The sequence below is a fragment of the Kitasatospora sp. NPDC097691 genome, from assembly GCF_040302665.1.
GTDB lineage: Bacteria > Actinomycetota > Actinomycetes > Streptomycetales > Streptomycetaceae > Kitasatospora.
In genome coordinates, this window is the sequence record NZ_JBEORY010000067.1 from 35,433 (window position 1) to 48,824 (window position 13,392).

A 13,392-nucleotide genomic window follows, 5' to 3' on the forward strand; every position below is an offset into this window, starting at 1 on the left:
CGGTCCGGTGCCCGGTGCCGGGTTCAAGCCCGGTACCGGGGTTCAGTCGGCGAAGAGCCCGTTGAGCTCCGGGTACGTCAGCCCGCCGTCGAGTGCGCCGTACGTGCCGCTCGCGTACACCTCCTCGGCGGCCCGGCGGACCGCCGCGTAGGCCGCCTTGGCCAGGCCCGGGCCGAGGCTGATCCGGGCCACGCCGAGCTTCGCCAGCTCGGCGACCGACGGGGAGCCCGGGCCGGCCAGCACGTTCAGCGGCGCCGGGACGGCTGCGACCAGGGCGGCGATGGTCTCCGGCTCGGCGACACCGGGGACGAACACGGTGTCCGCGCCCGCCTCGACGTACGCCCGCAGCCGGCGGACGGCCTCGTCCAGCCGGCCCTCCGGGGCACCGATCCCCAGCAGGAACACGTCGGTGCGGCCGTTGACGACGAGCGGGACGCCGGCCGCGTCGGCCGCCGCCCGGGCCGCCGCGATCCGCTCGGCGGCCTCCTCCAGGGGGCGTCCGCCGTCCTCCAGGTTCACCCCGACGGCGCCGGTGGCCAGCAGCGCGGCGACGGTCTCGCCGACCCCGGCGGCGGTGTCCGCGTAGCCGCTCTCCAGGTCCGCGGTGACCGGCAGGTCGACCGACCGGACCACCTGGGCCGTCCGGACCAGCACCTGCTCGCGGTCGGCGCCGCCGCCGTCCGGGCTGCCGAGCGACCAGCAGACGCTCGCGCTGGCCGTCGCCACCGCGCGCGCCCCGGCGGCGGCCACCAGGCGGGCGCTCGCCGCGTCCCACACGTTCGCCAGCACCAGCGGATCGCCCGGGCGGTGCAGTTCCCGGAGCAGCCGGGCCTTGTCCTGCTGGGCCGTCATGTCCCCGGACCTCACTTCGCGGCCGGGCTGAGGCGGGTGCTCACACCGATCCGGTTCCAGGCGTTGATGGTCGCGATCAGCGCGACCAGCTGGGCCAGCTCCGTCTCGTCGAAGTGCTCGGCGGCCTCCGCCCACACGGCGTCCGGCACGTGGCCCTGGGTCAGCAGGGTGACCGACTCGGTGAGGGCCAGGGCGGCGCGCTCGCGGGCGGTGAACCAGGGGGTCTCGCGCCAGGCCGGGAGGGAGAGCAGGCGGTGCTCCTGCTCGCCGTGCTTCACGGCGTCGGTGGCGTGCATGTCGATGCAGAAGGCACAGCCGTTGATCATCGAGGCGTGCAGCTTGACCAGCTCGACGATCACCGGGTCGAGGCCCGTGCGGGACGCCTGGTCCACGGCGACCATCGCCTGGTAGTAGGCGGGGGCGAGCTTCGGGAGCGAGAGGCGCTGGGCCGGGGCGGGCACGTGCGAGTCGGGGGTGGTCAGGCTGTCGTTCGTCGTCATGAGCGCCAGCCTAGGAGCCCGGTGGCCCGTCGCCGTGGTGCATTCGGCACCGGTTTCCTTGGGCCATTTCCGGCATGCGAACGGCCGTGCGAGGATCGCTGACAGGACGAGGTCAGGGGGCCAGGGTCGTGTGCACGGCGTTCGTCAGCATCGAACCGGGGGCGGCGGTACCGGTACTGCTGCTGTCCGTCCGGGACGAGTACCTGGGGCGCGCCTGGCTGCCGCCGGACCACCACTGGCCGGACCGGCCCGAGCTGCTCGGCGGCCTCGACCTCGCGGCCGGTGGCACCTGGCTGGCCGTCGACCCCGGCCGGCGGACCGCCGCCTGCCTGCTGAACGGCTTCGGCCCGCTCGCCCCCGCCGGCTCCCGGCTCACCCGGGGCCAACTGCCGCTCACCGCCGTCACGCAGGGCGGGATCGGCCACCTCGACCTCACCCCGTACGACCCCTTCCACCTCGTCCTGGTCCGGCCGGACGGCGCCCGGGTCGCCAGTTGGGACGGCGGCCGGCCGGCGGAGCACGAACTGCCCGCCGGCCTCAGCGTGGTGCTCAACGACGGGCTGGAGGGCCTGGCCGCCAACCGCTCCGCCTCCGAGCGGATCAGCGCGCTGATGGCCGCCCGCGCCGAGCACTTCCGGGCCCGCTTCACCGCCGCACCCCGCCCCAAGCCGACCGCCGCCGGACCCGCCGCGCAGGCCTGGGGCGGATGGCTGCCGATCGTCAGCGGCGACGGGCTGGCGCCGGACGAGGACGCGGCGCTGATCCAGCGCCGGGACTTCGGCGACGGGCGGATCTGGGGCTCCTCGTCGATCTCGCTGCTCGCGCTCGGACCGGACCTGCTGCGGTACGACTTCGCGGCCGCGCCGGTGGCGGCGGACGGGGCGGACGGCTCGGACGGGGCGGACGGCTCAAACGGCTCGGACGGGTCCGGCTGGCGGCGGATCGCGACGGGCTGACCCAGGCACCGGGCGGCCCCGGCCCCGGCCCGGCCCGGCCCCGACGGGCATGACAGGCGCGGCCCGCCCGGCACGCCGGCCGCCGCGGCGAAAAGGACTTGAACCTGACGCTGCGGGAGGCACCATCGTGGCGTGCGTCGAGCCCGAAGCCGAGTCCGGGGAGCCCCGATGCACCGCCTGTCCGCCGTCCTGACCGTCGCCCTGCCGCTGGCGGGCACACCGCTCGCGGTGACCGCCGTCGTCCTGCTCGGCGACCCGGCGCACCGGGCCGTCCCGACCACCACCGTGCTGGCCGCCGTAGCAGGGGCGCTGATCCACCATCTCGGCGCCGGTTTCCCCCAGACGTACGGTCGGTGAACTTCTGGCGGCGGGACTGCCGGGCGTCTACATGCCCGTAGTAGCTTCGCGGGGGCCACCGGATCAGGCCGGCCACCGACCCCCCGATCGAAGGTGCGCGATGTCCACCCTGACCTACCCGGAAGCGATAGGCGTCGGCCTGCTGCAGGGTGTGACGGAACTCTTCCCGGTCTCCAGCCTCGGCCACAGCATCCTGCTGCCCGCCCTGATCGGCGGGAAGATCCAGCACGACCTCGACATGACCGCCGAGGGATCGTCCTACCTCGCCGCCCTGGTCGCCCTGCACCTGGCCACCGCGCTCGCGCTGGTCGTGTACTTCTGGCAGGACTGGGTCCGCGTCGTCGGCGGACTGTTCACCTCGATCCGCCACCGCCGGGTGGAGACCCGCAACGAGAAGCTCGCCTGGCTGCTCATCCTCTCCACCATCCCGGTCGGCGTGGCCGGCCTCGTACTGGAGAAGGCGCTGCGCAACGCGCTCGGCAAGCCCCTCCCGGCCGCCGTCTTCCTCGCCCTCAACGGGCTCGTGCTGCTCGGCGCCGAGCGGCTCAAGCGCGGCGGCACCGGCCGCCGCCGGGCCGGGCACGCCGCCCCCGTCGACGAGCCGGGCCTGGACCCGGCGGTCGCCTCCGACCACCGGCTCACCAAGCTGGGCTTCGGGCAGGGCGCCTGGATCGGCGCCGCGCAGATCCTCGCGCTGTTCCCCGGCATCAGCCGCTCCGGCGTCACCATGAGCGCCGGCATCCTGCGCGGGCTGCACCACGAGGACGCCGCCCGGTTCTCCTTCCTGCTCGCCACCCCGGTCATCCTGGCCGCCTCGGTGCTGAAGGTCCCCGAGCTGTTCAAGCCGGAGAACTCCGCCGTGCTCGGCCCGGTCGTCGCGGGCAGCGTCGCCGCCTTCGCCGCCGGGTACGTCTCGGTGCGGTTCCTCACCAAGTACTTCGAGACCCGCAGCCTGACGCCGTTCGCGGTGTACTGCTTCCTGGCCGGCCTCGGCAGCGCGGTCTACCTGTCGGTCTGAGTCGGCCTGTCGGTCCGGACCGGACCGTCGGTCTGAGCAGGCCCGTCCAGCCGGGCCGACTCCAGCAGGATCCGGGCCAGTCCGGCCGGCCGGGAGAACATCGGCCAGTGCCCCGTGTCCAGCTCGGCCAACCGCCAGTGGCCGTCCGCGACCAGCGCGGCGACCACCGGCGGCGGCTCCGGCCAGTCCAGCAGGCACTTCACGTACACCGTCGGGAGTGCGCTCAACGGCCCCTCCAGCACGGCCGGTTCGGTCAGCGAGGCGCCCGGGTGCGGGGTGGCCAACTCGGCGATCGGGCGATCTGCCCGGTCGTCAGCCCCTGCCCGGCGAACTCGGCGGGCGTCAGCGGGTACGCCCCGTGCCCGGCCGCGCGCAGCTCCGGCACGACGTCGTCCCAGGCCCAGGAACCGAGCCACGCGCCCGCCACGAGTACGAAGTTCGCCATGCGCGGCACGGTAGCGCGAGAGTGTGACAACCCACCCGTCGAACACGTGGAGGAAGCATGGCGCAACCACTGGCACTGAACGGCAAGGCCGCCGTCGTCACGGGCGGCTCGCGGGGCATCGGGCGGGCCGTCGTCCGGCGGCTGGCGCGCGACGGCGCGCAGGTCGTCCTCGGCTACGCCCACGACGAGGAGGCCGCCGCCGAGACGGTCCGCGCCGTGGAGGCCGAGGGCGGCCGCGCGTGGGCCGTACGGGCCGACCTCGGCGAGCCGGACGCCGCCGAGCGGCTGATGGCCGAGGCCGAGGACCGGCTCGGCGGACTGGACGTCCTGGTGAACAACGCCGCCAGGTCCTTCGCGCCCACCCCGCTCGCCGAACTCGACGACGAGACCCTCGACGCCGTCCTGGCCGTCAACACCCGCTCCGCCTTCACCACCGTCCGCTACGCCGCCCGCCGGATGCGCGACGGCGGACGGATCGTCAACGTCTCCACCGCGAACACCGTCCGGCCCGTCCCCGGCATCGCCGCGTACGCCGCCAGCAAGGGCGCCGTCGAACAGCTCACCGCCGTCGCCGCCGTCGAACTCGGCCCGCGCGGGATCACCGTCAACACCGTCTCCCCCGGCGCCACCGACACCGACCTGCTGCGCGGCACCAACCCGCCCGAAGCCCTCACCCGGGTCGCCGGCCTCACCCCGCTGCGCCGCCTCGGCCACCCCGAGGACATCGCCGACGTCATCGCCTTCCTGGCCGGCCCGGACGGCCGCTGGATCACCGGCCAGAACCTCCGCGCCACCGGCGGCCTGGCCTGAAACCGCTCCCCGGACCCGTCCGCGGCTCGCGGACGGACCCGGGGAGCGCCGGTGCCCGGTCAGGCCGTGAGGCCCAGGGCGGCCAGGCGGGTCGGGTCGGTGAGGATGTCCATCGCGGTGATCCGGCCCCCGTGGATGGTGAACGACATGACCGACAGCGGACGGCCCTCGGCGAACGACACCACCCCGGGCGAACCGTTGACCAGGACGAGGCGACCGTCGGCGGCGAACCGGGCGAAGGTGATCGCCTGGGAGGCGACGTCCGCAGCGCCGCGGCGCAGCACGCTCGGTACCAGCGTGCCGCCGTCGGAACGGGCCACCACGTCCGGGTCCAGCACGGTCAGCAGGGCATCGAAGTCGCCGCCCCGGGAGGCCGTCAGGAACGCCTCCACCACCTCGCGCTTGCGGGCGTCGTCGGCGTCCGCGGCCGGCGTGGCGCCCTGCACCCGGCGGCGGGCGCGACTGGCCAACTGCCGGGTGGAGGCGGACGTCCGGCCCAGCACCTCGGCGATCCCGTCGAAGGGCACCTCGAACATGTCGTGCAGCACGAACGCCACCCGCTCCGCCGGGGACAGCGTCTCCAGGACCACCATCAGGGCGATCCCCACCGAGTCGGCGACCAGGATCTCGTGCACCGGGTCCAGCGCCGCCAGCCCGCTGACCACCGGGTCCGGCAGCCGTACCCGCCCCTCCTGCTCGGGCAGCGGGTCCTCCCGGCGGGAGGTACGGGACCGCAACTGGTCCAGGCAGACCCGGCCGACCACCGTGGTGAGCCACGCCCCCAGGTTGCGCACCTCGGCCACGTCGCTGCGGTTCAGTTTCAGCCAGGTCTCCTGGACCGCGTCCTCCGCCTCGGCGATCGACCCGAGCATCCGGTAGGCCACCGCGCGCAGTTGTGGCCGCTCGGCCTCGAAACGCCCTGCCAGCTCGGCCAGTTCGGACTGCTCGGCCGGCTGGGCCGGCTGGGCCGGCTGGGCCGGCTGGGCTCGCCCGGCCGGAGAAATCTCTTCGCTCACGCTGTCACATCCTCGCGTCGGGATCCGTCGGTCCAGTGACGGACGCTAACCGAAGAGGAGATCACCGTGACCACCGCACGCATGAAGAACCCCGCCATGGTCCTGCCCGACGCGATGAAGGGCATCCAGGCCGTCTACAAGGCCATGTACCAGGGCGGCGTCGCCCCGCAGCTCCTCGAACTGGTCCACCTGCGCGCCAGCCAGATCAACGGCTGCAGCGCCTGCGTGTTCGCGGGCGTCCAGGGCGCCAAGAAGCACGGCGAGACCGACGAGCGGCTGCACGCCGTCGCCGCCTGGCGCGAGGCGCCGTTCTTCACCGACGAGGAGCGCGCCGCCCTCGAACTCACCGAGGCCGCCACCCGGATCGCCGACCGCTCCGGCAAGGCCGTCCCGGACGGGATCTGGGACGCCGCCGCCGACCACTTCGACGAGGAACAGCTCTCCGCGATCATCCTGATGATCGCGCTGACCAACTTCTTCAACCGCATCAACACCACCATCGAGGAGCCCGCCGGCACCGCCTGGTGACCCCGACGGCCCGCTCCCCCGCGCGAGAATGGGCCCGTGACCAGCTCCTGGACCTCCTTCGGCGGCGATCTGCACCTGGACCTCACCGAGCGGCGCGCCGCCGGGACCGGGCTGCGGGCCGCCCTGGAGGACGCCCTGCGCGAGGCCGTCCAGGACGGGCGGCTCGCACCCGGCACCCGGCTGCCGTCCTCCCGGGCCCTCGGCGAGGACCTCGGGATCGCCCGCAACACCGTCGTCGAGGCGTACGGCCAGCTCACCGCGGAGGGCTGGCTCGACTCCCGCCAGGGCTCCGGCACCACCGTCGCCCGGCGGGCCGTACCCGAAGCCCCCGCCCACGGCAGGCGGGCCGGCGCCCGGGAGGCTGCGCGGCGACGGACCGCCCGGCACGACCTGATGTCCGGGCGGCCCGACCTCTCGCTCTTCCCCCGCAGCGCCTGGCTCGCCGCCGCCCGCCGCGCCCTCGCCACCGCCCCGCACGATGCCCTCGACTACGGCAGCCCGCTCGGCCGGATCGAACTGCGGCAGGCCCTCACCCACTACCTGGCCCGGGTCCGCGGCGTCCGCACCGACCCCGATCACCTGCTCATCTGCACCGGCGTCACCCAGGGCCTCGGCCTGCTCTCCACCGCCCTGCGGGAACGCGGCACCCGCACGCTCGCCGTCGAGGAGTACGGGCTGCCGCCGCAGCACGCCGTCGCCCGGGCCGCCGGACTCACCACCATCCCGCTGCCGCTGGACGAGGAAGGCGCCCGGGTCGACCGGCTGGACACCCGCCCCGGCGCCGTCCTGCTCACCCCGGCCCACCAGTTCCCCAGCGGCGCCGTGCTCTCCGCCGAACGACGGGCGGAAGCGGTGCGGTGGGCGCGCGAGCTGGACCGGTACGTCATCGAGGACGACTACGACGGCGAGTTCCGCTACGACCGGCAGCCGCTCGGCGCCATGCAGGCGCTCGACCCCGAACGCGTGGTGTACGCCGGAACGGCCGCCAAGAGCCTCGCGCCCGGCCTGCGGCTGGCCTGGCTGGCCCTGCCGGACGCCCTGGTCGAACCCGTCGCCCGGCTGAAGGTCCTGGCCGACACGATGTCCCCGGTGCTCGACCAGCTGACGCTGGCGGAGCTGATCACCTCCGGCACGTACGACCGCCACGTACGGCGCTGCCGCCTGCACTACCGGCGCCGCCGCGACCACCTGGTCGCCGCACTCGCCGAACACGCCCCGCACGTCCGGGTCACCGGCATCGCGGCCGGCCTGCACGTCGTCCTCCGACTCCCGCCCGGCTCCACCCCCGAAGCCGAACTCCTCACCCGCGCCCGGGCCGCCGGCATCTCCCTCAACGGCCTCTCCTGGCACCGCGCCACCTCGAACGCCACCGACGCACCGCCCTCCCTCGTCATCGGCTACGCCACGCCCCCGGAGCACGCCTTCCCGGCGGCGGTGCAGGCGCTCTGCGAGTTGCTGCGCAGGGCGTGAGGGGAGAGGCAGGAGGCGGGCGGGGGCAGCGGGGGCGGGAGTGCGTTCCGCCCGCCTCCCTCGGGGGTGGAGGCGGGCGGACGGCCGGGGGCGCCTACTTGTTGCGGCTGCCGAGTTCGAACAGGAGCATGATGAAACCGGCGAAGACGTGGATGCCGGCGGTGTAGATCACCAGGCGGAGGTAGACCCGCTTGTTGGCCCACTTCCCGGCGTCCATGGTCTTCGGGCCGGCGGGGGTGTCGGCCGCGCCGACCAGGGCGGCCGGGGCGGCCGGGGCGGTGGCGGTGGTGGTGGGATCGGCCATGGTGATCTCCTCCGGATGGTTCTGACGGCAGGTCAGTGGGTCGCGGCGGGGCCGCCACCGAGGCAGAGTTCGCCGCCGGGGCTCTGCAGCAGGGTGTGGACGAAGAGCAGCTCGACGCCGTTCTCGGACTCGGCGGCGATGCAGTGCGGGGTGAGCGAGTCGTAGTGGGCGGAGTCGCCCACGCGGAGGTGGTGGACGCGGTCGCCGAGGGTGAGCCGGAGTTCGCCGCGCAGGATGTACAGCCACTCCTCGCCGGGGTGGACCCGGACCACCGCGTCCTGGACGCCGGGCGGGACGTGCACCCGCAGGGCCTGCATGGCGCGGCCGGGGGCGCCGGCCCGTCGGTAGCCCCAGCCGCCGGCCCGGCCGGGCTCTATGGCGCCGCCGCGGACCACCGGATCCGGTTCGGCCATGGTCTCGCCGAGCAGGCCGGACACCGAGGTGCCGTAGGCGCGGGCGAGGCCGAGCAGGACGGGCAGCGAGGGCTGTCGGCGGCCGGTCTCCAGCCGGGACAGATACGCTGGGGAGAGCCCGACCCGCGCGGCGGCCACTTCGAGGGTGAGACGGCTGCTGAGCCGGTGCTCGCGAAGGCGGGCGGCGAGGCCGACGACCTCCTGGTCGTCGAGCTGGTCGCCTGCGGCGGGGGCACCGGTGGAGCTGGTGGTCATGTACCCAGTGGACACCCGGCGTGCCGCTCGGGCAAGAATCTTGCCTCAGAGGCAAAACGCCGGGTTGCGCGACCGAACGCGCGACCGGGGCCTCACGGCCGGGGGATGTTCCGCAGGTTGCTCCGGGCCAGGTCGATCATGCGTCCGACGCCGCCCGAGAGCACCGTCCGCCCGGCCGCCAGGGCGAAGCCCTTCAGCTGGGCGGCGGTGATGTGCGGCGGGATGGACAGCGCGTTGGGGTCGGTGACGACGTCGACCAGCGCCGGTCCCGGTCGCTCCAGCGCCTCGGCCAGCACCTCCCGCACCCTGGCCGGCTCGGTCACCCGCTTGGCCGGGATCCCCATCGCACGGGCGATGCCCGCGTAGTCCACGTCCCCGTTGTCGATCTCCGACTCGGGGTAGCCGGAGACCAGCATCTCCAGCTTGATCATGCCGAGCGCGCCGTTGTCGAACACCACCGTCTTCACCGGCAGCCGGTGCTTCGCCACCGTGAGCAGTTCGCCGAGCAGCATGCCGAGGCCGCCGTCGCCGGCCATCGCGATCACCTGGCGTCCGGGGTTGGCGAGCTGGGCGCCGATGGCGTGCGGGAGGGCGTTGGCCATCGAGCCGTGGAGGAAGGAGCCGATCACCCGCCGGTGGCCGTTGGGCTGCAGGTAGCGGGCGGCCCAGACGTTGTTCATGCCGGTGTCGACGGTGAACACCGCGTCCTGCGCGGCGACGTCGTCGAGGACGGCGGCGACGTACTCGGGGTGGATCGGCAGGTGCTTCTCGATGTCCCGGGTGTAGGCGCCTACCACGTCCTCCAGCGATCGGACGTGCTTGCGCAGCATGCCGTCGAGGAAGGCCCGGTCGCGTTTGGCCTCCAGCAGCGGCAGCACGGCCCGCAGGGTGGCGGCGACGTCGCCGTGGACGGCCAGGTCGAGCGCGGTGCGGCGGCCGAGGCGGGTCGCGTCGTGGTCGACCTGGACGGTGTGCGCCTGCGGCAGGAAGGAGTCGTACGGGAAGTCGGTGCCGAGCAGCAGCACCAGGTCGGCGGAGTGCAGCGCCTCGTGGCACACGCCGTAGCCGAGCAGGCCGCTCATGCCGACGTCGTACGGGTTGTCGTACTGGATCCACTCCTTGCCGCGCAGGGAGTGGCCGATCGGCGCGTTCAGGGCCTGCGCCGCCTCCATCACCTCGGCGTGCGCGCCGCGCACCCCGGCGCCGCAGAACAGCACGACCTTGCGGGCCGCGTTGAGCAGCCGGGCCAGCTCCTGCACCTGCGACCACGGTGGCGCGGCGACGGCCTGCTCGGTGAGGAAGTGGCTGGTGCCGGTGGGGCCGGCGGCGGGCAGCGCGGCGACGTCCCCGGGGAAGGCGAGCACCGAGACGCCGTGCGAGCCGAGCGCGTGCTGGACGGCGATCCGCAGCAGCCGGGGCAGCTGTGCGGGGGCCGAGAGCATCTCGCACCAGTTGCTGCAGTCGGTGAACACCCGCTCGGGGTGCGTCTCCTGGAAGAAGCCGGTGCCGATCTGGCCGGACGGGATGTGCGAGGCGAGCGCGAGGACGGGCAGGCCGCTGCGCTGGGCGTCGTAGAGGCCCTGGATCAGGTGGGTGTTGCCGGGGCCGCAGGAGCCCGCGCAGACGGCGAGCCGGCCGGTGAGCTCGGCCTCGGCGGCGGCCGCGAAGGCCCCGGCCTCCTCGTTGCGCACGTGCACCCAGCCGATGCCCTCGGCCCGGCGGATCGCGTCCACGACGGGGTTGAGGCTGTCGCCGACGACGCCGTAGACCCGCTCCACCCCGGCCTGCCGGAGCACCTCCACCATCTGTTCGGCCACGCTCGCCACGGGTGCACTCCTTCGCTGGGGCGCCGGTTCTCACAGGCACCTGCACACTCCGACGGGCGGCGGGGCGGCGCAGCCGGGGTGGGCCGGACGGGTGAGGGCGAGGGTGCCCGTCCGGCAGCGAGTGCGGATGCGGGTCCGCGCGGAGGGCGCGGACCCGCACCCCGGGCGCTACTCCGCCGCCAGGTGGTCGTGTTGGCCGAGCTTGCCCGCGGCGAGGCCCGCCTGGGGTTGGCGGCGGGCGGGTTCGCGGCCGGGCGGCTGGGCGCAGCGCTCCTGGGCGGGCGGGGCGGTGGTGGGCAGGGTGACCGGCTTCCCGGACTTGACCTGGACCGCGTCTCCGTCGTGCCGCAGGTGGAGCACGTCGCCGCGGCGCAGGGTGTACGTCGTCTCCTCGTGGCTGATCCGGACGTCGAGCAGGTGTCCGCGCACCAGCAGCGAGAAGCTGAGCCGCATCAGCCCGGACGGCAGCCGGGGGCGGAAGGACAGTGTCCCGCCGTGGTCGCGCAGCCCGCCGAACCCGGCCACCAGGGCGATGCAGGCCCCGGCGAGCGAGGCCATGTGCAGGCCGTCGCGGGTGTTGCCGCCGAGGTCGTGCAGGTCCATCAGGGCGGCTTCGGCGGTGTAGTCGTACGCGAGGTCGAGCTGGCCGACCTCGGCGGCGATGACGGCCTGGGTGCAGGCGGAGAGCGAGGAGTCGCGGACGGTGAGGCGCTCGTAGTAGGCGAAGTTGCGGGCCTTCTGCTCGTCGGTGAAGGCGTCGCCGCGGACCTGCATGGCGAGCACCAGGTCGGCCTGCTTGACCACCTGCTTGCGGTACAGGTCGAAGTACGGGAAGTGCAGCAGCAGCGGGTACTTCTCGGGCGGGGTGTTCTCGAAGTCCCAGAACTGGTGGTGGGTGAAGCCGTCGGCCTGCGGGTGGACGCCGAGGTCCTCGTCGTACGGGATGTACATCGCGGCGGCGGCGTCCCGCCAGGCGGCGGTCTCCTCGGTGTCGACGCCGAGGTCGGCGGCCTCGCGCGGGTGGCGGACGGCGGCCTCGGCGGCGGCGCGCAGGTTCGTCTGCGCCATCAGGTTGGTGAAGACGTTGTTGTCGGCGACGGCGCTGTACTCGTCGGGGCCGGTGACGCCCTCGATCCGGAACTTCCCGGCGACGTCGTGGTGGCCGAGCGAGCGCCACATCCGGGCGGTCTCCACGAGGAGTTCGAGCCCGTACTCGCGCTCGAACTCCTCGTCCCCGGTGGCCCGGACGTAGCGGGCGACGGCGGCCGCGATGTCGGCGCCGATGTGGAAGGCCGCGGTGCCGGCCGGCCAGTACCCGGAGCACTCCTCGCCGCGGATCGTCCGCCACGGGAACACCGCGCCGGACAGGCCGAGTTGGGCCGCCCGTTCGCGAGCCAGCGGGAGGGTCGTGTGCCGCCAGCGCAGGGCCTGGTTGACGGCGGCGGGCAGGCAGTAGGTGAGCACGGGCAGGACGAAGGTCTCGGTGTCCCAGAAGCTGTGCCCGTCGTAGCCGGGGCCGGTCAACCCCTTGGCGGGGATGGCCCGTTCCTCGCTGCGGGCGCCGGCCTGCAGGACGTGGAAGACGGCGAACCGGACGGCCTGCTGGAGTTCGACGTCGCCCTCGATCTCGATGTCGCTGGTCTCCCAGAACTCCCGCAGGAACGCGGCCTGTTCGGCGACCAGGCCGTCCCAGCCGGTGTACCGGGCGGCGGTGAGCGCGGCCTCCACCTGGTCCCGGACGGCGGGCAGCGAGCGGGTGCCGGACCAGCCGTAGGCCATGAACTTGGTCAGCCGCAGCCGCTGTCCGGGCTCGAGCACGGTGGTGACGCTGATCCGGCAGTGGTCGGCCTCGGCCTCGGCGACGGTGTCGGACTTCTCCGGGCCCTCGATGATGTGGTCCATGCCGGCCGCGACCCGGATGCCGCTGTAACGGGTGCGGTGCACCAGGACGGCCTTGGTGGCGCCGGCGTGGTGCACCTCGGGCTGCAGCGGCGCCTCCAGGACGGCCGCGGCGCGCGGGTCGCCCTCGGGGCCGCCGGGCAGCTGCTCGTTGGCGACCAGCTCGGACTGCAGCACGATCCGCACCGGGCCGTCCACCGCCTCGACGACGTACTCGACGGCCGCGACGGCGCGCTGGGTGAGCGAGACCAGCCGGGAGGAGCGGACCCGGATCGTCCGCCCGGCCGGGGAGGTCCACTCGGCCTCGCGGTGCAGCAGGCCCTCACGGAAGTCCAACCAGCGCTTGTGGCTGACGAGTTCGCCGTAGCGAAGGTCGAAGGGCTCGTCGTCCACCAGCAGTCGGATGATCTTGCCGTTGGTCACGTTGATGACGCTCTGGCTGGACTCCGGGTAGCCGTAGCCGCCCTCGCCGTAGGGCAGCGGCCGCAGCTCGAAGACGCCGTTGAGGTAGGTGCCGGGCAGGCCGTGCGGCTCGCCCTCGTCCAGGTTGGCGCGCAGGCCGATGTGCCCGTTGGAGAGCGCGAAGACGGACTCGGCGCGGGCCATCGAGGCCAGGTCCAGGCCCTGTTCGGTGATCTGCCAGGGGTCGATCGCGAAGGTGTCCGAGGAACTCATGCCTCGTCCCCCAGGAGCTCGGAAAGGTCGTCGACGACCACGGTGGCGCCGTCGTGACGCAGTTCGGC

13 protein-coding genes and 1 pseudogene are annotated in these 13,392 nt (G+C 74.2%); 6 read left to right on the plus strand and 8 right to left on the minus strand.

Annotated features, from left to right (window positions below):
* Window positions 1-42: 42 nt before the first annotated feature.
* Complete coding sequence (locus ABTY56_RS32905; protein WP_350633037.1) at window positions 43-852, minus strand: isocitrate lyase/PEP mutase family protein; 810 nt, start codon at window positions 850-852, stop codon at window positions 43-45.
* Window positions 853-863: 11 nt separating this feature from the next.
* Entirely contained in the window at window positions 864-1,352 is a 489-nt protein-coding gene (locus ABTY56_RS32910) for a carboxymuconolactone decarboxylase family protein (protein WP_350633038.1), read from the minus strand.
* A 128-nt stretch (window positions 1,353-1,480) separates the two neighbouring features.
* Here ABTY56_RS32910 and ABTY56_RS32915 point away from each other — a divergent pair, with 128 nt between their 5' ends.
* The 3 genes from ABTY56_RS32915 (at window position 1,481) to ABTY56_RS32925 (ending at window position 3,683) form a co-directional block, all read left to right on the plus strand.
* Window positions 1,481-2,308: an NRDE family protein gene (locus tag ABTY56_RS32915; RefSeq protein WP_350633039.1), complete on the plus strand. Its 828-nt coding sequence runs from the start codon at window positions 1,481-1,483 to the stop codon at window positions 2,306-2,308.
* Between the two features lie 168 nt (window positions 2,309-2,476).
* Entirely contained in the window at window positions 2,477-2,665 is a 189-nt protein-coding gene (locus tag ABTY56_RS32920) for a hypothetical protein (RefSeq protein WP_350633040.1), read from the plus strand.
* Window positions 2,666-2,765: 100 nt separating this feature from the next.
* Window positions 2,766-3,683: an undecaprenyl-diphosphate phosphatase gene (locus ABTY56_RS32925; protein ID WP_350633041.1), complete on the plus strand. Its 918-nt coding sequence runs from the start codon at window positions 2,766-2,768 to the stop codon at window positions 3,681-3,683.
* Here ABTY56_RS32925 and ABTY56_RS32930 read toward each other — a convergent pair.
* Window positions 3,668-4,128, minus strand: a pseudogene (locus tag ABTY56_RS32930) (hypothetical protein). The gene ABTY56_RS32925 and the pseudogene ABTY56_RS32930 overlap by 16 nt on opposite strands.
* Window positions 4,129-4,185: 57 nt before the next feature.
* Here ABTY56_RS32930 and ABTY56_RS32935 point away from each other — a divergent pair.
* The gene (locus ABTY56_RS32935) at window positions 4,186-4,938 is read left to right on the plus strand and encodes a glucose 1-dehydrogenase (protein ID WP_350633042.1); all 753 of its coding nucleotides are present in this window, start codon (window positions 4,186-4,188) and stop codon (window positions 4,936-4,938) included.
* A 59-nt stretch (window positions 4,939-4,997) separates the two neighbouring features.
* On the opposite strand, the gene sigJ is transcribed toward ABTY56_RS32935, so the two are convergent.
* A complete protein-coding gene (gene sigJ / locus ABTY56_RS32940) occupies window positions 4,998-5,873 on the minus strand; it encodes an RNA polymerase sigma factor SigJ (protein ID WP_350633050.1) in 876 nt (291 codons plus the stop codon).
* A 162-nt stretch (window positions 5,874-6,035) separates the two neighbouring features.
* Here sigJ and ABTY56_RS32945 point away from each other — a divergent pair, with 162 nt between their 5' ends.
* Entirely contained in the window at window positions 6,036-6,482 is a 447-nt protein-coding gene (locus ABTY56_RS32945; protein ID WP_350633051.1) for a carboxymuconolactone decarboxylase family protein, read from the plus strand.
* A gap of 36 nt (window positions 6,483-6,518) precedes the next feature.
* Window positions 6,519-7,952 carry a MocR-like pyridoxine biosynthesis transcription factor PdxR gene (gene pdxR / locus ABTY56_RS32950; protein WP_350633043.1) on the plus strand — a complete coding sequence of 478 codons (1,434 nt, stop codon included), beginning with the start codon at window positions 6,519-6,521 and terminating at the stop codon, window positions 7,950-7,952.
* A gap of 94 nt (window positions 7,953-8,046) precedes the next feature.
* Here pdxR and ABTY56_RS32955 read toward each other — a convergent pair whose 3' ends face one another.
* The 4 genes from ABTY56_RS32955 to ABTY56_RS32970 form a co-directional block, all read right to left on the minus strand.
* Window positions 8,047-8,256, minus strand: coding sequence for a DUF6126 family protein (locus ABTY56_RS32955; protein WP_350633044.1), 210 nt, complete (start codon window positions 8,254-8,256; stop codon window positions 8,047-8,049).
* A 32-nt stretch (window positions 8,257-8,288) separates the two neighbouring features.
* Window positions 8,289-8,924, minus strand: coding sequence for a helix-turn-helix domain-containing protein (locus ABTY56_RS32960; RefSeq protein ID WP_350633045.1), 636 nt, complete (start codon window positions 8,922-8,924; stop codon window positions 8,289-8,291).
* A 92-nt stretch (window positions 8,925-9,016) separates the two neighbouring features.
* Window positions 9,017-10,750 (minus strand): pyruvate dehydrogenase, encoded by a 1,734-nt coding sequence (locus tag ABTY56_RS32965; RefSeq protein ID WP_350633046.1) that lies wholly within the window; start codon window positions 10,748-10,750, stop codon window positions 9,017-9,019.
* 168 nt (window positions 10,751-10,918) lie between these two features.
* Window positions 10,919-13,324 carry a glycoside hydrolase family 65 protein gene (locus ABTY56_RS32970; RefSeq protein ID WP_350633047.1) on the minus strand — a complete coding sequence of 802 codons (2,406 nt, stop codon included), beginning with the start codon at window positions 13,322-13,324 and terminating at the stop codon, window positions 10,919-10,921.
* Window positions 13,325-13,392: the final 68 nt, after the last annotated feature.